The 19,442-nt window shown below is 39.5% G+C and carries 20 protein-coding genes; 7 read left to right on the plus strand and 13 right to left on the minus strand.

The window, feature by feature from the left end; translation table 11 throughout:
* Window positions 1-451: 451 nt before the first annotated feature.
* The gene (locus tag LXL81_RS14865; RefSeq protein WP_234647587.1) at window positions 452-925 is read left to right on the plus strand and encodes a hypothetical protein; all 474 of its coding nucleotides are present in this window, start codon (window positions 452-454) and stop codon (window positions 923-925) included.
* Window positions 926-963: 38 nt separating this feature from the next.
* Here the strand turns inward: LXL81_RS14865 and LXL81_RS14870 are convergent, their stop codons facing one another.
* Both LXL81_RS14870 and LXL81_RS14875 read right to left on the minus strand, forming a co-directional pair.
* Window positions 964-1,662: a DUF421 domain-containing protein gene (locus LXL81_RS14870; RefSeq protein WP_234647588.1), complete on the minus strand. Its 699-nt coding sequence runs from the start codon at window positions 1,660-1,662 to the stop codon at window positions 964-966.
* 13 nt (window positions 1,663-1,675) lie between these two features.
* The gene (locus tag LXL81_RS14875) at window positions 1,676-2,380 is read right to left on the minus strand and encodes a DUF421 domain-containing protein (RefSeq protein ID WP_234647589.1); all 705 of its coding nucleotides are present in this window, start codon (window positions 2,378-2,380) and stop codon (window positions 1,676-1,678) included.
* Window positions 2,381-2,925: 545 nt separating this feature from the next.
* Here LXL81_RS14875 and LXL81_RS14880 point away from each other — a divergent pair.
* The 3 genes from LXL81_RS14880 to LXL81_RS14890 all read left to right on the plus strand — a co-directional run bounded on the left by LXL81_RS14880 (window position 2,926) and on the right by LXL81_RS14890 (window position 4,183).
* Window positions 2,926-3,207 carry a hypothetical protein gene (locus tag LXL81_RS14880; protein WP_234647590.1) on the plus strand — a complete coding sequence of 94 codons (282 nt, stop codon included), beginning with the start codon at window positions 2,926-2,928 and terminating at the stop codon, window positions 3,205-3,207.
* A gap of 39 nt (window positions 3,208-3,246) precedes the next feature.
* Window positions 3,247-3,393, plus strand: a complete 147-nt coding sequence (locus LXL81_RS14885; RefSeq protein ID WP_234647591.1) for a hypothetical protein — start codon at window positions 3,247-3,249, stop codon at window positions 3,391-3,393.
* Between the two features lie 241 nt (window positions 3,394-3,634).
* Window positions 3,635-4,183, plus strand: a complete 549-nt coding sequence (locus LXL81_RS14890) for a hypothetical protein (protein ID WP_234647592.1) — start codon at window positions 3,635-3,637, stop codon at window positions 4,181-4,183.
* Window positions 4,184-4,223: 40 nt separating this feature from the next.
* Here the strand turns inward: LXL81_RS14890 and LXL81_RS14895 are convergent, their stop codons facing one another.
* The 8 genes from LXL81_RS14895 to treZ all read right to left on the minus strand — a co-directional run bounded on the left by LXL81_RS14895 (window position 4,224) and on the right by treZ (window position 13,786).
* Complete coding sequence (locus tag LXL81_RS14895) at window positions 4,224-4,787, minus strand: hypothetical protein (protein WP_234647593.1); 564 nt, start codon at window positions 4,785-4,787, stop codon at window positions 4,224-4,226.
* 80 nt (window positions 4,788-4,867) lie between these two features.
* Window positions 4,868-5,068 (minus strand): hypothetical protein, encoded by a 201-nt coding sequence (locus LXL81_RS14900; RefSeq protein WP_234647594.1) that lies wholly within the window; start codon window positions 5,066-5,068, stop codon window positions 4,868-4,870.
* A 94-nt stretch (window positions 5,069-5,162) separates the two neighbouring features.
* Complete coding sequence (locus LXL81_RS14905; protein WP_234647595.1) at window positions 5,163-5,624, minus strand: response regulator; 462 nt, start codon at window positions 5,622-5,624, stop codon at window positions 5,163-5,165.
* 107 nt (window positions 5,625-5,731) lie between these two features.
* Window positions 5,732-5,923, minus strand: coding sequence for a hypothetical protein (locus tag LXL81_RS14910; RefSeq protein WP_234647596.1), 192 nt, complete (start codon window positions 5,921-5,923; stop codon window positions 5,732-5,734).
* 12 nt (window positions 5,924-5,935) lie between these two features.
* Window positions 5,936-7,150 (minus strand): DUF748 domain-containing protein, encoded by a 1,215-nt coding sequence (locus LXL81_RS14915; RefSeq protein WP_234647597.1) that lies wholly within the window; start codon window positions 7,148-7,150, stop codon window positions 5,936-5,938.
* Window positions 7,151-7,205: 55 nt separating this feature from the next.
* Window positions 7,206-7,577 carry a hypothetical protein gene (locus LXL81_RS14920; RefSeq protein ID WP_234647598.1) on the minus strand — a complete coding sequence of 124 codons (372 nt, stop codon included), beginning with the start codon at window positions 7,575-7,577 and terminating at the stop codon, window positions 7,206-7,208.
* A gap of 142 nt (window positions 7,578-7,719) precedes the next feature.
* The gene (gene treY / locus LXL81_RS14925; RefSeq protein ID WP_234647599.1) at window positions 7,720-11,946 is read right to left on the minus strand and encodes a malto-oligosyltrehalose synthase; all 4,227 of its coding nucleotides are present in this window, start codon (window positions 11,944-11,946) and stop codon (window positions 7,720-7,722) included.
* Window positions 11,939-13,786, minus strand: a complete 1,848-nt coding sequence (gene treZ, locus LXL81_RS14930) for a malto-oligosyltrehalose trehalohydrolase (protein WP_234647600.1) — start codon at window positions 13,784-13,786, stop codon at window positions 11,939-11,941. The genes treY and treZ overlap by 8 nt, the downstream gene beginning before the upstream one ends.
* A 234-nt stretch (window positions 13,787-14,020) precedes the next feature.
* Here treZ and glgX point away from each other — a divergent pair, with 234 nt between their 5' ends.
* Window positions 14,021-16,195 carry a glycogen debranching protein GlgX gene (glgX, locus tag LXL81_RS14935; RefSeq protein ID WP_234647601.1) on the plus strand — a complete coding sequence of 725 codons (2,175 nt, stop codon included), beginning with the start codon at window positions 14,021-14,023 and terminating at the stop codon, window positions 16,193-16,195.
* Window positions 16,196-16,253: 58 nt separating this feature from the next.
* Here the strand turns inward: glgX and LXL81_RS14940 are convergent, their stop codons facing one another.
* Window positions 16,254-16,970 (minus strand): metallophosphoesterase family protein, encoded by a 717-nt coding sequence (locus LXL81_RS14940; protein WP_234647602.1) that lies wholly within the window; start codon window positions 16,968-16,970, stop codon window positions 16,254-16,256.
* Between the two features lie 441 nt (window positions 16,971-17,411).
* Here LXL81_RS14940 and LXL81_RS14945 point away from each other — a divergent pair, with 441 nt between their 5' ends.
* The gene (locus LXL81_RS14945; RefSeq protein ID WP_234647603.1) at window positions 17,412-17,780 is read left to right on the plus strand and encodes a hypothetical protein; all 369 of its coding nucleotides are present in this window, start codon (window positions 17,412-17,414) and stop codon (window positions 17,778-17,780) included.
* 172 nt (window positions 17,781-17,952) lie between these two features.
* The gene (locus LXL81_RS14950; RefSeq protein ID WP_234647604.1) at window positions 17,953-18,750 is read left to right on the plus strand and encodes an SDR family oxidoreductase; all 798 of its coding nucleotides are present in this window, start codon (window positions 17,953-17,955) and stop codon (window positions 18,748-18,750) included.
* Between the two features lie 68 nt (window positions 18,751-18,818).
* On the opposite strand, the gene LXL81_RS14955 is transcribed toward LXL81_RS14950, so the two are convergent.
* Together LXL81_RS14955 and LXL81_RS14960 are read right to left on the minus strand one after the other, a co-directional pair.
* Window positions 18,819-19,004, minus strand: a complete 186-nt coding sequence (locus tag LXL81_RS14955) for a hypothetical protein (protein ID WP_234647605.1) — start codon at window positions 19,002-19,004, stop codon at window positions 18,819-18,821.
* Window positions 19,005-19,076: 72 nt separating this feature from the next.
* Window positions 19,077-19,256, minus strand: a complete 180-nt coding sequence (locus LXL81_RS14960) for a hypothetical protein (protein WP_234647606.1) — start codon at window positions 19,254-19,256, stop codon at window positions 19,077-19,079.
* Window positions 19,257-19,442: the final 186 nt, after the last annotated feature.

Consider the following 19,442-nt stretch of genomic DNA (forward strand, 5'->3'; position numbering starts at 1 on the left):
CGTTAAAACTATGCCATCTGTAAAAACGGTTTTATTTCTTTCGTTGGTTTTGAGTCTCAGAAACCTGTTAATTCTCAGATCGCTATAATTCTCAAATGTTGCTTTCATACTGAAATTCACTGCTGATCTTTGTGCGCTTCATAAATGTCATCATCTCTTACGGATCCAGCGGAAATGTAATCATCATTTTACTTTTAGATTAGCCAGTTATTCACACTTTTTACACAGATGCGACAGGGATACGGGATGTATAGACTGGCGTGGATGAGGTAAATCATCCACATATCAGGATATGATAAAATGAAGAAGCGAGGCAATCATAATTCTATAATTAGATCACAATCAAAACTTAAAATTCTAAATTAAAAACAGATGTAAAAGCAGGGAAGTTGTGGCATGAGATTTGTAGAACTAAGTTTACAATTATAGCAGTAACGAATTTAGTAAAATCATGGAAAATTTATCTTTATCCTCCACCATAGCAAAACTCTGGAACACCCACCGTCAACGCGAAAATTTGTATAAACAAACGATGACTTTGGATAATCTGGGTTCAATAAGAAAGTTTTGCAGCCAGGGATATATGGTTTCTCTCTTGTTCAAAAAAGAGATCAGCTGGATTTATGATCAGATTAAATGCACATTAAGCGAAGGCGATATCAGCGGTGGAATTGAAAATTATAATTTACCAAATCTGGTCATTTCATCCGATAACCAGTTTTCAGTCATAAAAATGTTGATGGAACAAGAAGATAAAACCATCAAAATGTACAAATCATTATTGGCTGATAAGGACATAAGTTACGATGCCAAATTAACATTCACCGAACACATAGACAGGCTGAATGACATTTATCTGTTTCTTAAAAACGAAGTAACAAAAAGTCAGGTTACAGTGCCACTTTTAAGAAAAGCAGTGGCGTAAATAAAATCCCCGGATTAGAAAATATTCCCGGGGATTATTTATTCCGAAATTGATTCTACGGCTTTCACCCAATCAATAAATCCACAGGAATCGCATTCCTCTTCTCCCAGATACTTCTCCTTAATATGTCCGCAGTGATTGCAGGCCAATTCATTGGAATCTTTGCTTATTCTCATTTTAAATTCACAATCCCAGGTCGGAATAATCGATAAACCCGCAACCGGTTTAGTATTTTCAATAAATGTAAATTTGCCGTTAGCTTCCAGATATAGCCGTTTGACTTCGCCCAGGTGATTAACTTCCTTAAAACGAAGCTGCCCGAAAACCCGCTCCCTTGTTATTCTGGTAGCCTCCATAATGGCCAGATTTAAACGCCCGTCTTCTACCAGTGCTCCAATATTATCCTGGGTAATTTCTTCAAATTTCTCACTTTCCATAGACTTTTTGGCTATGAAATGCTGTGTCAAAACAACAACCACCGCTATGATTAATGCCGGCAATAAACCGCGATCCGGAGATTGGAGCGGAATACCGATTGCGGCAGCAAGTGATACCATAGAGATCATCTCATTTCGTCCGAGAGCGGCCTCCATACGTTTCCCCATTAACCGCATGGAAACCATCAGAATCATATAAACGATTAAAGTCCTGAAAATTACCTCAATAAAAAAACTGCCGGGAACGTCTCCCAGAAGTATTCTCTGCCAGTCGCTAAGCTGGATATCTTCTGATTTCATATCTGATCTTCAATTAATTTGCTACTGTAGAAACTCTTGCGTTCTGCCACTTTTCTGCACTGCAAACCGGACAAGGTTTTACCTTAACCTCCACCCGATCCACATTTCCACAGCTCGTACAAACAAGCTGGTGATATTTATCTGTACCTGAAAAAGCTTTGATTTCTTCATCATCGGGCGGGAAAATATCAAGACCGGCTTTTGAATCTTTGGATTTGTATATACTGAAAATCCCAAAAGATTCCAGATATACCCTGTCGACCTGACCAAGATTCTGAATTCCTTCTGTCCGCAAAGCCGCAAACAATTGCTGCCGGGAAAGTTTGATGTGTTTCATTTCATCAAGCATCATGATGCCGTCTTTTACGATCATCACAATTTCCCCATGGTTTAACTTTTCCAGTTTTCTGCTTTTAAATTCAAAAAAGTTAAGTCCGCGCTGAAAAGAAAAAGCCAGGAATAAAATAAACGCACCCTGCAAAAGTCCAACGCCCGGCGACTGCATGGCGGGCGAAACGATGGCTCCCAGAGTCAACATAACTGCTATTTCAGAAATGGTCAGCTGTCCACTCATTCGCTTGCCCATCAACCGGACTGCTACAAGTAATAAGCTATAAATGAAAACTGTCCGGATAAAAACCTCGATCATAAAAACATGAGGAGCTTCTCCAAAAACTATTCTATTAATATCCCAAAGATGTACGTCTTCTTTTTTCATCAGTACCTTAAAAAATTATCTAACTCAATCTCCACCCACAACTTCACTTCACTAACTAATCATCAATACAGAACCACAGAACATATACGCAACGAAGATTTTTTGATCCTTCTCAGGCATCACTACAATTTCAACTGTCCTGATAAATCGCTTCAAATTCATTATTCAAAAAGTACAAATAGAAGAGATTACTTTTCCCTATCCTAATCACTGTTTTTCAACCGCTTGTTAAAATCCCATACCACCAACGGCTCTTCCCGTTTATTATTTTTTTTATATTGATATCCACAGCTCATTGGTTTATTGCAATTATGACGGCCAATTTCATTGCAGAAATATGACGGACATTGGCGTCTGCCTCTTTGAATCTTACATTATTCTTAGGGTTAATAATCGCGGACATTTTATCGGTAGAAACTTTCCCACCGTAACCGAAAATTTAACGATAACCTTAATGCCGGATTTAAAATTTGGAATGGTAGCAGGTGGCAAAGTTTTTGATAAGGAATACGTCAAATTAAATCAACATAACTAAGACAGACATCATGAAAAATTCAAAATCAATTATTACAGCTTTCGCATTTTCGACGCTCCTGTTTTTCACTTCGTGCAATAACGGAACACAAAATTCCAATGATAGCACCGGATCCGGAAGTGCAACGCAGACAACTCCTAACGACAGCAGTGGTGCTGACAGCCGTTCAGCAATTGGAATTGATGGTGATAATCAGAAAAAAGAACCTGGTTATCCAAGTAATCAGTCCAATTTAAATTCTGACTCCACAAGCCAGAAACATGATATGGATACTTTAAAAAACAAACAATAATACGCAGCGCAATTAACCTTCACAGCTCATCTTAAGGACATGAAAAATAAAATTCTGATTTTGATAATCCTTTCCAGTCTTCTGTCCTGTGATTTTATTTGTCCGCCGGAAGAAGACAAATTGAAAAATGACACTTCCGATTCTACGACTGTCAAAGCCGTTCAGATTAAAGATGTACGCAAGTAGGTTACTAAAATCAGAGGCCGGAAAATTGATTTCCGGCCTCTGATTTTATAATTCTGGAATTCTTGACGGGAAAAACGATTTCCTTTTTCCATCGAAAAAAATCCGCTCAGATAATATCGCTGTTCTGGAAAGTGTGTGAACTCGATTCATAAATGATGATTTAAGCAAAATCATTTAACCCCATTTATTGGCATAGAAGTTTTGATATTGAATCTATTATTTGATCTCAAAACCCGAAATTATGGACTCGAATACAGGAATAAACGGTAGAGTGGCCGGCATTTTTTTAACCATGGCTGACGCTGACGGCGCCTATGAAGCATTATTGAATAAAGGATATACCCGGGAAAATATTTCTGTTGTCATGTCTGAGGCAACACATACTGGGCATTCCAATAGCATCAAAGAAGAAAGTATAGAAACGTCACATACGCTGGAAGATGCCGGGCGGGGAGCTTTGCTGGGCGGAACTGCCGGTGCCATCGTGAGTGCTATCGCTGCCATAGGATCAAGTCTGGCCTTACCCGGCTTTGGTTTAATACTGGTTGGGCCGTTGTTAGCAGGACTTACCGGAGCAGCAGCAGGTAGTATTGCAGGTGGAACAATTGGTGCTGTTATGGGTGCCGGGCATCCGGCGGAGCACAAGGAATATTACGAAACCTCCATTCAGGAAGGTGGTGTGATGATTAGTGTCAGCCCTAAAAATGCGCTGGACAAAGTTGAGATTATTGAGGCATTTGAAAAAAATAATGGCCAGCGGATTTTCTCCGGTGACCATAGCGCAGTCTAGTAGATTTAGAACCGGAGGTTACATAAACCTCTGGTTTATTTCAGATTTCTGTGTAACCGTCATCTCCAAGAATATCCTTACCATTGTTTTCTCTAAAATTCATGACAATGGCTTTTTTCTCCTGCGCGTTTTTTGGATCCACACTGATAATAATCCCACCCTCTTTCATACGATCGCCGTAAGAATCCATATGTTCCTCCGGAACACTGGCCCCCAAAATACCCCCAACCGTTTTTTCAGATGTATCTTCCGAAGTCAGGTTATAAATTTTTTTTAACAGTGTATTGGAGATTGCAATGCCCAAACCGGGAATTGAAATCATAGAGGTTATAGAAATTAACGCACTGGCAATAATACCTTTTGGCCTTTCTTTGTGCGCGTTATTGTCCAGTATCTGTTCTTCGGATGTTACAAATTCTTCTGCATCATCCCGATGTGGTCTTTCATATTTATTTAATGTCTCATCTGACATCAGAACTGAAATATCATCGTCCGTATGGCCTAACTTTAAAAGTGCATGATAAGCCATATCAGCATCCTTTTTGGTAAAAAAAACACCGGAAACTGTACCCGGCAAGTTATTTGTGATTCCAGAATTAATCATTGAAATAAAAATAAGTTTTAGGAAATTCTGATTTCCACATTGAAATCCAGTTTTATACAGTTTCCGGTGTCTTAATAATATTACATTTTAGTTGAATCCATACTGGTCGAATCCATCATCATCGTGGAGTCTGCTGGTGCAGAACCCATATTTCCGTCAGGTGTAGTACCCATAGAAGCAGTGTCGCTGCTTGTAGTCTCGCTTTTCTTGCTGTTACAAGCAGTCACGCCCAAAAGCAGACATAAGCCAGCCATAGAAATTGTTTTAAGGATCGTTTTCATTTTTTGTGATTTAAGTTATGTGAATTATTTACACAACTACCCATCAAAAAATCATACCTGAAAACAGCAACTTGCAAATTTACAACGACTTACATTAAATCAATTGTTTCAATGACGGCGAGCGGTTAAAATCCAGCCAATATTGACAAGTAGTTTTAAGCAAGTCACGAAGCTCTTCGACCAATAATGGCTTGGTCAAAAATGAATTAGCACCAGCCTGGTAACACTGGTTGATTTGAAAAGGGGCTTCTTCACTGCTCATCATAACCACTGGCAAACTTTTCCATTGCGTTTTTTCATTATCCGGTGTCTGGCGCAGCAATTTCAGCAACTCATACCCATTAATGAACGGCATTTTCAAGTCCAGTATGATCAATCCAGGCTCTTTACCTTTGTAATCCGGAGCAGACTGCTGTATCAGAAAATGATAGAATTCCTGCGCTCCCTCAAAAAAGCGGACAGGATATTGAGGTAAAAATTTAGAAAAAATATTCTCCAGAAGAAAACGGTGGTCCGCGGAGTCATCAACTATATACAATTCTTTTTTATCGGTCATATTAAATTTTTTAAAATAAAAATGAGTCCAATAAACGAGCGTATTCTAAACGTCTCTCAGAGAATCATCAAACAAAAAATAAATTTATGTTTAAAAATCCACAAGCACTAATTATCATCCAAAGAGATCAGATCCGCTTCGGGAAATTCCCCTTCCACGTCATGACCTTCTTCATCAGCATATTTACAAATAACATTTTCAGAATCGGAACCTTCTGAAACATAACGAACGACCGTCATACCTTTTGTTCCTGTTTTTTCTTTAACCCACGCACCTGCGTCAAATTTTTGATTACTCATAATTTCCCGGTTTTATTTATTTTTATCTTTCTCCTTTTTATTCTTCTCTTTTTTCTTCTCGTCCTTCTTTTTATCCTTGTTGTTTTTGTCTTTGTCGTCCTTTGAAAAGATTTTTTGTAAAAACGTTTTCTTGTCATCCCCCTTCACCTTGACCGAACCTATGCTGATGTCGTTGTCAATTGAGGGCTGAAGGGCATGTATAAACGCATTTTGCAGAACATTAGCCAAAGCATACCAAACGTTTGTCCGCGGACTATCAAGATCTCCCTGAAATGGTATTTTTGTCGCAATCTGATCCTTACGCTGGTTTTTTAAAATTACACCGGCAGTTCCGACTACTCCTTCCCACATTTTCTGCAACAAATTGTCTTTCCTGTCTTCTTTGCCTAAAACATCAAGATCCTTTAAAAAGGGTTTTACATAACCGGCAAACTTTCTATCCTTCGCAGCCACCTCAGAGTATAATCCAAATGACCCTTTATTCACGTCAATTTTGGCATAGGCCTGAAAAAAATCATTGAGTTTTACAAGATTTGTATTTTTCAATTCGGCACTCATATCAAAGGTCGGACTATCGGCCATGGGATTTGCTTTGGCATTAAAGGTCAGTTTACCTTCATAAATTGTTGCGTCAGCATCCACCGAAGCCGGTAAAACCACAGTGGAATCGTAGCTGTTCCGCAGGTTTTCGGCCAAAATATGGACATCAGTCATCTGAAGATCCACGGCCGGTTTCGAACTCGGATCAATATAAATTATTCTGCCTTGTTTAATTTCACATCGGTTGATTTGCAAAGGCATGAAATCATCAAGAAGTTTCTTCAAAGCAGACGAATCGCGGGCTACATCTTTTGGCTCAACCTTGTCTTTTGTAAATCTTACCATTGGATTATCCAAAACGACTTCGCCAACGATTGATCCATGAATCAGAGATTTCCATTCTACCGCAAGATGTATTGCGGACGCAGCAAAAAAGGGAGTTTGTTTTAATGTTACCGTATCTTTTTTGTCGAGATAAATGCTGTCGATCTTGTAAGCTCCACGAATAATGGCAAGATCAATATCCTTAACCTGACCATAGTATCCCTTCATAGTCGCCAGGTTTTTGTTGACCAGATGAAGCACTACATATGGGAGGATCAGCCTTATAACAATAATCAGCAATAAAAATCCTCCAAAATACCATGCTGCTTTTTTCTTTCGGTGGTGCGTACGTTTAACTTCCATATTATGACAGGGTGGTCACTAGTATATTACAGGTTAATACTTTATAGTTTGGCTGCTAATCCCAAAAAAACCGTACCATCTGACTTAGGTTTTCAAGCATAACTTGCTCATTCAGAAAAAGGACATCCTCATCAATAAAATCTGTATCATCACATTTTGAGATACGCCCGATCTGATTGTAGGGGATTCTGATCGTAAAACGATCATCTGCTTTTTCGTTATGGAAAAAGAATTTACAGCTCAAACCATCCTCGGTTAATTGTATTTCTTCAATAGATTCATCGTTAAAATAAACTGGTGCAAAATTGGTGAGCTCGTCATAATGAAACGAATAATTAGCAATCACCAGGTAATGCTGTGTAGGGTCGGAATAGTCAGAAATAATGCGGTTGATCACTGACAACAGATTTAAGTCTACCCTTTCCATTTTCATGATGTCAAAACTGTGAGAAATAATTAGTAAAAGAGCCTATGAAAAAAGGCCGGTGTTGATTCATATTTTTTCAACACCGGCCTCTACAAAAAAACTATTCCTGAATGCTATTTTCTCTTCTTACAGTCATAAATTTTCAACTCCTATTATACAAAGCTGTCCAGTGTTTTAATTTCGTTTCGGCCATACGGCTCAACTGTCCTGGTAAAAGTCGCCATACCCAGTTATTTTCATCAGATCCCGGACTATTCATTTTTGAATTTTCATCCAGATTTAAAACATCCTGAATGGGAAGAATTGCTGTTTTAGCAACGGATCCAAAGGCAAGTCTGATCATCGCCTCGCAGACGTTATTTTCATTTATTGGATATCCAACATAATCGTTAAGCCGGGCTTTGGTTTGCTCATCAATATTTTTTCTGAACCAGCCCAGGGTTGTATTGTTGTCATGCGTTCCGGTATAGACGATAAAATTCCGGGTATAGTTGTGTGGAATAAAATCCGAGCCGGCCATATTATCCTCAAAAGCAAAATGCAAAACCTTCATTCCAGGAAGCTCAAATTCGTCACGCAACCTGAAAACTGCCGGGCTGCTTTTACCCAAATCTTCTGCGACAAAAGGCAAACTTCCCAAGGCAGTTTTGATAGTATTGAAAAAATCAGCATCCGGACCCATTTTCCAGGAACCATTCACAGCCGTTGTTTCACCTCCCGGCACTTCCCAATAATCTGCAAATGCGCGGAAATGATCCAGACGAACCAAGTCATAAAGCTCCGTATTTTTCCGGAGACGTTCGACCCACCATTGATATTTCTGTTCTTTTAAAGTTTCCCAATTGAATACAGGCATGCCCCAAAGTTGTCCATCACTTGAAAAAGAGTCAGGAGGGACACCGGCAATCCCGGTTATTTTTCCATCATCATCCAAAAGAAAAAGATCACGATGTGCCCACACATCTGAGGAATTATAACTTACATAAAAAGGCAAATCGCCCATGAGTTTGATATCCCGCTCGTTACAATACTGACGCAATGCTTTCCATTGTTTGTCAAAAATGTATTGAACCCATTTTACAAATCTGATCTGACCTGCTTCCAATTCCTTCAACTTTTGTAATTTTTCAGGTTCGCGCAGTTTGTAAGACTCATCCCAATCTATCCAGGGTTTTCCATCATGCTGCTTGCGAAGGACCATATACAACGCGAAATCTTCGAGCCATTCCGCATTTTCCTCACAAAATATATCAAAATCTGCTGTTGGAAAAGTATCCTTTTGCGTATCAAAAACGGTGAAAGCTTTTTCCAGAATTTCAAGTTTAAGCTTTTCTGCTTTATCGTAATCTGTTTTTCCATCCTGAGGAAGTTCGTAAGCCGAGAGGTCAATATTTGCCAGTAGTCCCTCTGCCTTCAAAACTTCCGGACTGATCAATGCAGGATTTCCTGCCCGGCTCGACAGCGCACTGTAAGGCGAATTTCCCTGCGCAGCTTCCGTAGGATTTAACGGTAGCAGCTGCCAGAATCGCTGATTAGTACGGCTCAAAAAATCGGCAAAAGCAAAAGCTTCCTTACCCAGATCGCCAATGCCAAAAGGTGAAGCCAGAGAGCTGATATGCATCAAAACTCCTGCGCTACGTTCATTCCTGACTTTCTCACCTTTTAAGATACAAACCGGGAAACTTTTGAACAAATCAGAAACAGGTATCTGGTCCTGATATTCTGTTTTTGTTGTAGTAAACAAATTTTCCCATTCAGAATTAACACCGGATGGAAGTTTGATAACGGTATCTTTCCAATCGAGCTCGAATAATTCCTTCATTTGTTCTTCACAAATAATTGCGGTGTGCAAAGGAACAATCGTGATCAGAACAGTTTGTTTATATATCCTGGCAAAGGCCAGAACATGGTTTTTGTAAGTGCCTTCAACATCGAGATTCACATAGGTTCCTTCTGCAAAAAGTGCCGGATTTTCTTTCCTTAATTGAAATAACTGATTGGTGAGCCAAAGTTTTATCTGGGCATTATGACGGTTTTCCCAAAGTTTTTCCAGCAGCCGGGGCTGGTCATCATAGTTTTCAAGATCGGTTAAAAATTCCTGTCGTTTTTGGAAATCAACCGGCCTTCTGTTATCCGGGTCAACCAGACTAAAATCCCATAATTCGCATCCCTGATAAACGTCCGGAATACCAGGACAAGTAAATTTCAACAAAACCTGAGCGAGTGAATTTACGATACCGGCGTTGGCAGTTTTGTGATGAAATAAAGAAAATTTATCCCAGAACGGACCATCTTTTTTCAACAATTCCTGAGCGAATTTTTTGACGCCCTCTTCGTATGCTTCATTAGGTTCTGCGTATGTGGTATGGGTTTTAGCTTCTCTTAGCGCTTTTTGCAGATATTTTGACAGACGCTCAGGAAAATCATCCTCATCTTCACCCGGCATAGGAAATGCCCCGAGCAGGGTTTGATAAATTAAATATTCATCATTTGAATCCGGTGCGGAAAACTTTTCACGAAGCGGCGCATTCAGTTCCTGCCATTCCTTTACATGTTCAAACCATGGCTTTGGAAGATCTGTCAGAACATTCAGCCGCGCCCTTACATCCTCTCCCCTTTTGGTATCGTGCGTAGACGTAGTATTCATGGAAAGCGGCCAATAGGCTTTCCGTTGCTTCATTTTCTGGTGAAAATCCTCAATCGATATTCCGAAATTTTCTGAGGAATCGCCTACATCATTATGGCCAATAAAACGGTTATAAGTGTACATCAACGTGTCCTCACCACCTTTTGCCATTAACGGACCAGTGAATTGCATACAACGCTGATAGAATTCAAGAGCGCGGATTTTGTATTCCTCATCCGCATCTTTCGGTTTCTCCAAAAGTATTTCTTCCAATAAAGAAACAGCTGAAACTAACTGCGGATGAACGGATCTAACTTCATCTAATACGTTTTGAACGGCCGCAGTTTCATTCTCATCGAGAGGCAAAGCGTTGCCATAATAACGATAAACGGGACAATGAATCAGAAATTCGGCAATCGTATTTTTAATCTTATCCTTACCAATTTCACTTATCCTTTCAGGATCTGTCAGATTTAGTTCTACAAAAAGCTGATAAAGATTTTCAAGCTCACCTGCCATTGAATCATACAAAATGTGTGATTTTTTGACGCGAAGCTGGTTTAATGGCGGTACTTTGTCATTCGTCAGATCCTCATAAAAATCAGTAAAAGCCTTTTCGCTTGATTGATTGGTCAGCAGATTATTTACAAATGACAAAAATTCATAACCCGTTGTACCTTCAACAGGCCAGGATTTTGGCATATTTTCACCATTTTCCAGAATTTTTTCAACCACAATGTAAGTATCATCACCAGCCAGTTCACGAAGTTGGTCCAGATATCCGGAAGGATTGTAAAGGCCGTCAATATGATCAATTCTGATACCCTGAAATACACCTTCGGCGAGCAGTGTTTTTATCAGTTTGTGATATTCGTCAAAAACATTTTCATTCTGGATGTTCAGACAAATCAATCCGTTGACTGTAAAAAACCGTCGGAAATTGATTTGTTCATCCGTTCTTTTCCAATTACATAAAGCATAGGTTTGACGATCCACAATGCCTTTAAGTTTTTCTTTATCGTCATTTATATCCTTTAATGCTCTTTCGATCAGACTTTTAATCTGCTCATTTTCCGACAAAGAAGTTAGCTGCAAGATCAGTTCATTCCATCTTTCAGAAAAAACCCTTGGCTCTTCAATGTCAGTAATATCTTTTATTTGTGATAAAATCTGTTGTAAAGATTGGTTCGGTGCCTCTTCATTACTTCCCAAAATCGCTGCATAGGATGATGGATTAAGCGGATAAACATTATCAGAATATTGCAGTACGAAACGACCGGATACAAATTCGATCGTAACTTTACCATCTTCCAAAACCTGTTCCAAATCAGATTCGAGAAAAGGAACCATCAGTTTTCCATGAAAAAGACGGCTGTTCCAGGCAATGTCAAAAAATGTGGCATAAACAGATTGTGTACCTTTTTCCAAAACGTCCATCAGCCATGAATTTCCTGAATGAAAGGCCATGTGATTGGGAACGATATCCTGCAACCAGCTGATATTGGTTTCTTTTAAGCGCTTACAAAGTTGCTTCAAATGCTCTTCAGTGCCTATTTCGGGATCAATTTCATTCGGATCGATACCATCATATCCATGCGTACTTCCCGGTGTTGATTTGAATATTGGTGATGCGTAAATGGTACTTACGCCCAGTTTCTGAAGATATGGAATGACCTCTTCAAAATCGTTCAGATTAAATTCTTTCTGAAATTGTAAACGATATGTAGCAATCGGATTATTCATACTGATTGGTGTAAATTGTAAAAGATTGAGGTGGTAAAACCAGCGTTATTTCGCCGCTTATTGTTTCTGGTAAATCAGTAGATCCATTCCATAAAACATCCGAAGAAGCAATTAATTTGTGCCACGCAGGCGAAAAAACTGCAACATGAACCTCCTGTGACTTATTTGAAAAATTCATCAAACTGATGACGTCCTGAATTTTATGCTGACGCTGTAAGACGATAACTTCCTTATCTTCAAAACATTCCACCTGAACATCTTTCCTGTTCAGAACGCTCAATGCCGACTGATTTTTACGAATTTCTATCAGTCTTTTGTAGTAAGCATGCATCGTTTTATGCGGATGCTGATCAATCAAATCCCATTGCAGCTTCGAACCTTCGAATGCTTCCACGCTCATGGGATCCGGTGCTTCTCCTTCCATATGAAACGCCTGAAATTCCTTTTTCCTGCCTTTCCTGACAGCTTCTGCCAATTCAGGATCGGTATGACTTACAAAATACTGAAAACGACCGGGTTCGCTGTATTCTTCTCCCATAAACAACATAGGCAGATACGGACTTGCCAAAACCGCCCCTGCCAGCAGCTTTTGCATATCAAAACTAAGAAGTTCGCTCGTCCGCTCGCCAAGCATTCGATTTCCTACTTGATCGTGATTTTGAGAAAAAACAACAAATTGCTCTCCGCCATTTTCCTTAGCCTTAACACCGAACTTTTTCTTTCGGTGATCCGAATACGTGCCATCGTATACGTAAGCATCCTGATAGGCCTTGGCCAAAGACTTGATGCCGTTAAAGTCGGAGTAATAACCAGACTTTTCCTGACCAGAACTGACGCGTAATGCATGATGAAATTCGTCAATCCACTGTGCGTTCATTCCGTATCCACCTTTGTCAACCCGGTTTATAAATCTTGTATCATTCAAATCGAGCTCTACAATGAGGTAATGACAACCGCCCGTTTGATGTTCCAGAAAATCCAACTGCTCCTTAATTTCCTGCAAAATGTGTACAGGACTGAAATCCTTGATCGCATGCACGGCATCCATTCTCAGCGCATCAATATGAAAATCACGGAACCACATCAATGCATTTTCAATAAAAAAAAGTCGGACACCGTCGCACCAGGCGTCATCAAAATTTATGGCGTTCCCCCATGGCGTGTTGTATTTATCTGTAAAATAAGGTGCAAATTCTTCCAGATGGTTTCCTTCCGGGCCAATATGATTATACACAACATCCAGAATAACAGCCAGTCCTTTCTGATGACAAGTATTTACCAGATGCTGCAAGGCTTCCGCTCCGCCATAGGAATTTTGAACGCAAAATGGAAATACGCCATCATAACCCCAGTTTCTTTCACCCGAAAATTGTGAAACAGGCATGATCTCAATGGCCGTAATCCCAAGATCCACCAGATAATCCAGTTTCTCTTCCATGGAAGCAAATGTCCCATCCGGCGTAAAAGTCCCCGTATGTAATTCGTAAGTGATGTATTCCTTTAAAGGTATATTTTTCCAGTTGGTATCAGTCCATGCAAAGGTTTTGAGATTAACTGCCTTCGACGGACCATGAACACCTTCGGGCTGAGACAGCGATGCAGGATCAGGAAGCTGTTTATCTCCGTTGATAATAAACTTATACTGATCTCCCGGCAAAATAATATCGGTTTCCAGAGTCCAGTAACCATATTCTTCGCTGATCAATGGTATTTTTATATTGCTCGAAAAAAGTAAAATCTCGACACGATCTGCTTCCGGAGCCCACAAAACTACATTAGCCAGCCCCTTATTATTAAAATTTATACCCAGCGTTCTGGTTCTAGTATTTACTGCATTCATATCTACAAACCGGAATTTGAGTGATTTTCCAGCTAGATGACTTGCTGATAAATACTGTGCCAGTCAGCGGAGATTATTCCATTATCATTTTTATAACATTTTCCATTTCAATCCGACAATCACGGATGATTTTCAAGCATTTTTTGTAAATATAAAATACTGAAAACTAATGTTGGCATAGATATTTATTCTGCGCAGGGTCATATTACCTACCGCTATTAAATATTACTTGTCATGGATCAACATCTCGAAAATGAACTCATAAAATCACCTGAAAAGTCAGAAATAAGTGTTTGTCCCGGAAGCCCTTATCCTTTGGGAGCAACCTATGATGGTGAAGGTGTTAACTTCTCCATATTCTCAGAAAATGCTATGCACGTAGAACTTTGCCTGTTTGACTCTGCTGATGATGAATTTGAAAATATAAAAATAAAGATTGAAGAAGTAACACATAATGTATGGCATGTTCACGTACCTGGTTTAAAACCCGGCCAACTTTATGGCTACCGTGTATATGGCCCGTATCAGCCCCATAACGGGCACCGGTTTAATCCTGCCAAACTTTTGTCTGACCCCTATGCAAAAGCCATAGCCGGTGACATGAAATGGGACGACGCGCTTTTTGGTTATGAAATTGGAAATGGTGAGCAGGATCTCAGTCTTAGCGAAACCAATAGTGCCCCTTTCATGCCAAAATCGATCGTCATTGACGGAAGTTATGACTGGGAAGGCGATAAACAATTGAAAATTCCCTATCATGATACCATCATATACGAAGCGCATGTTAAGGGTTTTACAAAGTTGCATCCTGAAATTCCAGAAGAGATCAGAGGTACTTATGCTGCACTTGCCCATCCCGTAACGATCAACTATCTAAAAGATCTTGGGATCACAACACTGGAATTAATGCCCGTCCATCATTTTGTATCTGACTGGCATTTGCTTGAACAGGGCTTATCAAATTATTGGGGATATAATACCTTGGGTTTTTTCGCACCGGATTCCCGTTATTCCAGCTCGGGTATCATGGGAGAGCAGGTGAATGAATTCAAAGATATGGTGAAGGAACTGCATAAAGCGGGCATTGAGGTGATACTCGACGTGGTTTATAACCATACGGCGGAAGGAAATCATATGGGCCCGACGTTCTCCTTTAAAGGAATTGATAACCGTTCATATTATCGTTTGACAAAGGAGGATCAACGTTTTTATAAGGATTATACAGGAACCGGAAATACAATGAATGTGCCGCTGCCTTTTGTGCTCGGTTTAATTATGGACAGTCTGCGTTATTGGGTCACGGAAATGCATGTGGACGGATTTAGATTTGATCTTGCGTCCACGCTGGCGCGTACGCTCCATGAAACCGATATTTTGAGTTCTTTCTTTTCCATCATCCATCAGGACCCGATTATATCTCAGGTGAAACTGATCGCTGAACCCTGGGATACCGGCGAAGAAGGTTATCTGGTTGGGAAATTCCCGCCCGGATGGGCTGAATGGAATGATAAATACAGGGATTGTCTGCGTGACTACTGGCGCGGCGCAGAAAGTCAGTTACAGGAATTTGCGTTGCGTTTTACAGGAAGTCCTGACCTATACAAAGGTGATTCACGGCGGCCAACGGCCAGTGTTAACTTCATCACGGCGCATGATGGTTTTACGTTGCACGATCTTGTTTCGTATAATAAAAAACATAATGAAGGTAATGGCGAAAACAATGAGGATGGTGAAAAAGAAAACAATTCCTGGAATTGCGGTGTAGAAGGCCCAACAGATGATCCGAAGATTATAGCATTAAGAAATCAGCAAAAACGTAATTTCCTGACAACTTTATTTCTATCGCAGGGCGTTCCTATGCTCATCGCCGGCGATGAATTTGGGAAAACACAGCATGGAAATAATAATGCTTACTGTCAGGACAACGAGATTTCGTGGCTCAACTGGGAGAATGCTGATCATGAACTTAGAGAATTTACCCGAAAAGTAATTCATATCTGTAAAGACCACCCCACTTTCCGCAGACGCCGGTGGTTTCAGGGTTTGCCAATTAAAGGCTCTGGCATGGATGACGTCATGTGGTATCTACCAAACGGAACGGAAATGCCGGAGGAAAGCTGGAATCATGATTTCGCCAAATCTTTGGGTGTTTATTTCAATGGCAACGGAATCCGCTGCGTTGATTACAGTGGAAACAGAATTAAGGACGATAGTTTTTATATCATTTTCAACGCGCATCATGAATCATTACAATATTCCCTCCCGTCTGAACAGTGCGGCGATGGCTGGAAAAAAATAATAGATACCAGCAATGGTTTTATAGGCGAAGAAGAAGAGCTTTTTGATCCGGGAAGTTCAATTGATGTACAGGCACGATCGGTAATGGTATTGAAATGCCCTGTAAATTAACACATTCTCAGGAGCCAGGTAGTTGCAAAATTTAACGCCGCTACCTGGCTTTTTACTTTTAGGTGCGGTAAAGGTCACTTACTTTATCACTTTGCCAGAATTCCTTAGTCGCTATATCCATAACCGTTAATTTTCCATCTTTTCCCGCACCAGTATCAACATTCCAAAGATTTCCGCCATACATCGGAACATCAACATTATACTTTGTGGTCGGTGTATGTCCTATAAAAATTTCTGTAAAAAGTGCCAGCCTTTTGGGATAGAAGACAGAATCAGGCGATAAATCTTTATCCATGGCCAATGCTGTTTCCAAAAGCGTGCGGTCGTTGTTGAAGTTATATGGAAATATTTCTTCAAGCGGACCTTTTAAAGAAGTAAAACCTGCGTGGACAAACAGTCTATTACTTTCATCGATGTAATAATCTACAAGATTTAAAAAAAAGCCGGCATGATTTAATCTTTTTGTCTGGTCAAAATCCCGATAGCTTAAAATCGTTGACATACCTCTGTTTTCCAGCCAGGATTTGTCCGGATCATTTCCTGCCAGCCATGTGCCACACCAGATATCATGATTTCCTTTTATAAAAATGCACGAATATTTATTGTAAAGTACAATCAAATGTTCAACCACCAAAGCCGATTCAGGCCAGCCATCAACAAAATCACCAAGGAAAATAAGCCTGTCATTCTCCCGGAGCTGCACTTTGTCCAATACTTGAAGCAAAGCTTTATACGCTCCGTGAATATCGCCGATTACCAGTGTTCTTGCAGTCATACGTTACATCATTTTCTTCAAAGAAAATGAATTATCAGTTTTAAATAATGTACAATCTTATCATTTTTTCAATAGTAATAATATACTATAAATATTTGAATTGTATAATAATTGAAAATAATTATATTTCAAAAATTTACACGTGTTTCAATATGTCTCTAATTTTTACAAAAACTTTATCAGACTAATTTAATAGTACAAAGAATAGTCAATTTATTTACAAACAGATATTTATGATAATTAATCTATTTTATATTAGCCAGTCATGCCCCATCTTAAAATATCAAAAAGGAATCACGATGGATTTATAAACAAATTTTATTTCAAAATAATTATTTGAATTTTATAATTTTTTATTTGAAAACAATAGACATTTCTATTGATGTGAAAGGTAATTTTGTATAATTATTAAATGCAGAAATTCTTAAACCATCTTTAATTATGTCAAAGTCAAATATCTTAACCCCGGCAATCTTTTCGTTCCTGTTCCTAACAGCTGTTTCAGGTACACAAGCGCAAACAATAACCGATCCTGGCTTTTCTACACACAATTACAAAATGCCAAACCAAGCCGCCAAAGCAAAAATGGAGGAGACTGGACACTTTTCTGTTGTGATGAATTCTCTTCCCGAAAACCAGGCTGGCAGTTTGTCTAAATATGCTTTACGCCCCGCTTCTATTGTTGTGGCCATGGATGATAAAAAAGTACCCATGAGCATTAACCCGCTCTCCTCTGTATCCAATTATAAAACCCAGCCTGTTTCAAAGATGCAGTCGGCGCATGATGAATACTCTGCATCCCTGAATTAAATTTATTTTAATATACAGTCTGGCAGATTTTCAATTTTCTTCCCACCTATTCACCTTCATAATCTTTCGTAGAAGATACCTGACATTCCGGTCAGTAATTCCACATAAAAATTGAGGCATATATTTTTTGTAGGGACCCTGAAATTTTTCATCAGCAAACAAATCATCAGATATGAACAATTCAGGAAAATATGCATTGATTACAGGAGCCACAAGTGGTATCGGGTATGAACTTGCCAAACTTTTTGCGGCAGATCAATATAACCTGATCATCGTTGCACGTAATGAGAACGATCTGGAATCGACTGCCACAGAGCTCCGACAAAATCATATAGAAGTGGTTACTTTTTCAAAAGATCTGTTCAACCGGGATGAAGCTTTTTCTTTATATGAGGAGGTGAAACAGAGAGGAATTCAGGTTGATGTGCTGGTAAATGATGCAGGACAGGGCGTGTACGGACTTTTTAAGGATACAGATATTGAACAGGAAATTGATATCATTAACCTAAATATTTCGTCGCTGGTTATTCTTACAAAGTGTTTTTTACAGGATATGACAACACGCGGCTCGGGGAAAATCCTTAACCTGGCCTCGATCGCAAGTAAAATTCCCGGTCCATGGCAGGCGGTTTATCACGGCACAAAAGCATTTGTTCTTTCTTTCAGTGAAGCAATCCGGGAGGAATTGAAAGATACAGATATCACGATTACAGCATTGATGCCCGGCCCAACAGATACAGACTTTTTCAACAAAGCTGATATGGAGGATAGCAAGGCTGTTCAGGATAAAAGCTCCTTGGCAGACGCCGCCGATGTGGCCAAAGATGGTTATGAAGCGTTAATGGCCGGCAAGGATAAGGTGGTCTCTGGATTTAAAAATAAAGTGCAGGTTGCCATGGGGACTGTCACGCCGGATAGTATAGTGGCGCATCAGGTATTTGAACAGCAGAAACCAGCTGAAAACAAATAAATTCGTTGCGTTTAAAACAAAAGCATTGTCCGGAGATGAGACAATGCTTTTGTTTTATACAATATTTTCTACCCAATCTCAGGAATATATTTCCATTCCTTTATGTCTTCCATATTGTGGGTAGCAGGCTCCAAAGCGTATATTTCAATGAACAAATGATTTTCACCATCATATTCTCCCTCTCGCCATTCATCTTCATCAATTCTTAGAAACTTAACTGATGCTCCATTTTCAGGTATATCCGACTGTGTCATATCGCAATATTTTAAATCTGATATAAAAAAGCCTGGATTTCTGTTACAAAATCCAGGCACAATTTCAATTTACTAATCATTCTTTTTACCTAAGCTGGAATGCTGCTTCTGGTTATTTGTCAGATTATCACCTTTAACGGTTTCCTCTTCTTTATGTCTGCTATCAAGGTTATCCTTATTTTCCGTATGCGCTTTACCTTGACTCTGGCTTTGGCTCTGATTCCCGCCGTTGGAACTTTGTGATTGTTTCATGATATTTAATTTGTTGATTATGATAACAGATACTAAAAAATTATACCAATATCTTCCTCAATTCATGAACTTCAAATTTTGATACAGCTAAATTGGGTCAATTTATCACGGTGGTGGATAGGCACGATTTTATATATCACCCAGCGCTTTTAGGAATATATCCCTGGATAACATACAGGAGTAAAA

Origin of the sequence: Dyadobacter sp. CY356 (genome assembly GCF_021440195.1) — a bacterium.
In the GTDB taxonomy this organism is placed as follows: Bacteria; Bacteroidota; Bacteroidia; order Cytophagales; family Spirosomataceae; genus Dyadobacter.

Excerpts from the sequence above, each read along its gene's own strand:
- LXL81_RS14905 (WP_234647595.1), bottom strand. The coding sequence starts at position 5,624 with ATGACCGATAAAAAAGAATTGTATATAGTTGATGACTCCGCGGACCAC.
- LXL81_RS14915 (WP_234647597.1), bottom strand. The coding sequence starts at position 7,150 with ATGGAAGTTAAACGTACGCACCACCGAAAGAAAAAAGCAGCATGGTAT.
- LXL81_RS14910 (WP_234647596.1), bottom strand. The coding sequence starts at position 5,923 with ATGAGTAATCAAAAATTTGACGCAGGTGCGTGGGTTAAAGAAAAAACA.
- LXL81_RS14940 (WP_234647602.1), bottom strand. The coding sequence starts at position 16,970 with ATGACTGCAAGAACACTGGTAATCGGCGATATTCACGGAGCGTATAAA.
- LXL81_RS14875 (WP_234647589.1), bottom strand. The coding sequence starts at position 2,380 with ATGAAAAAAGAAGACGTACATCTTTGGGATATTAATAGAATAGTTTTT.
- LXL81_RS14900 (WP_234647594.1), bottom strand. The coding sequence starts at position 5,068 with ATGAAAACGATCCTTAAAACAATTTCTATGGCTGGCTTATGTCTGCTT.
- glgX (WP_234647601.1), top strand. The coding sequence starts at position 14,021 with ATGGATCAACATCTCGAAAATGAACTCATAAAATCACCTGAAAAGTCA.
- LXL81_RS14895 (WP_234647593.1), bottom strand. The coding sequence starts at position 4,787 with ATGATTAATTCTGGAATCACAAATAACTTGCCGGGTACAGTTTCCGGT.
- treZ (WP_234647600.1), bottom strand. The coding sequence starts at position 13,786 with ATGAATGCAGTAAATACTAGAACCAGAACGCTGGGTATAAATTTTAAT.
- LXL81_RS14950 (WP_234647604.1), top strand. The coding sequence starts at position 17,953 with ATGAACAATTCAGGAAAATATGCATTGATTACAGGAGCCACAAGTGGT.
- LXL81_RS14960 (WP_234647606.1), bottom strand. The coding sequence starts at position 19,256 with ATGAAACAATCACAAAGTTCCAACGGCGGGAATCAGAGCCAAAGCCAG.
- treY (WP_234647599.1), bottom strand. The coding sequence starts at position 11,946 with ATGAATAATCCGATTGCTACATATCGTTTACAATTTCAGAAAGAATTT.
- LXL81_RS14890 (WP_234647592.1), top strand. The coding sequence starts at position 3,635 with ATGGACTCGAATACAGGAATAAACGGTAGAGTGGCCGGCATTTTTTTA.
- LXL81_RS14945 (WP_234647603.1), top strand. The coding sequence starts at position 17,412 with ATGTCAAAGTCAAATATCTTAACCCCGGCAATCTTTTCGTTCCTGTTC.
- LXL81_RS14880 (WP_234647590.1), top strand. The coding sequence starts at position 2,926 with ATGAAAAATTCAAAATCAATTATTACAGCTTTCGCATTTTCGACGCTC.
- LXL81_RS14955 (WP_234647605.1), bottom strand. The coding sequence starts at position 19,004 with ATGACACAGTCGGATATACCTGAAAATGGAGCATCAGTTAAGTTTCTA.
- LXL81_RS14885 (WP_234647591.1), top strand. The coding sequence starts at position 3,247 with ATGAAAAATAAAATTCTGATTTTGATAATCCTTTCCAGTCTTCTGTCC.
- LXL81_RS14920 (WP_234647598.1), bottom strand. The coding sequence starts at position 7,577 with ATGGAAAGGGTAGACTTAAATCTGTTGTCAGTGATCAACCGCATTATT.
- LXL81_RS14865 (WP_234647587.1), top strand. The coding sequence starts at position 452 with ATGGAAAATTTATCTTTATCCTCCACCATAGCAAAACTCTGGAACACC.
- LXL81_RS14870 (WP_234647588.1), bottom strand. The coding sequence starts at position 1,662 with ATGAAATCAGAAGATATCCAGCTTAGCGACTGGCAGAGAATACTTCTG.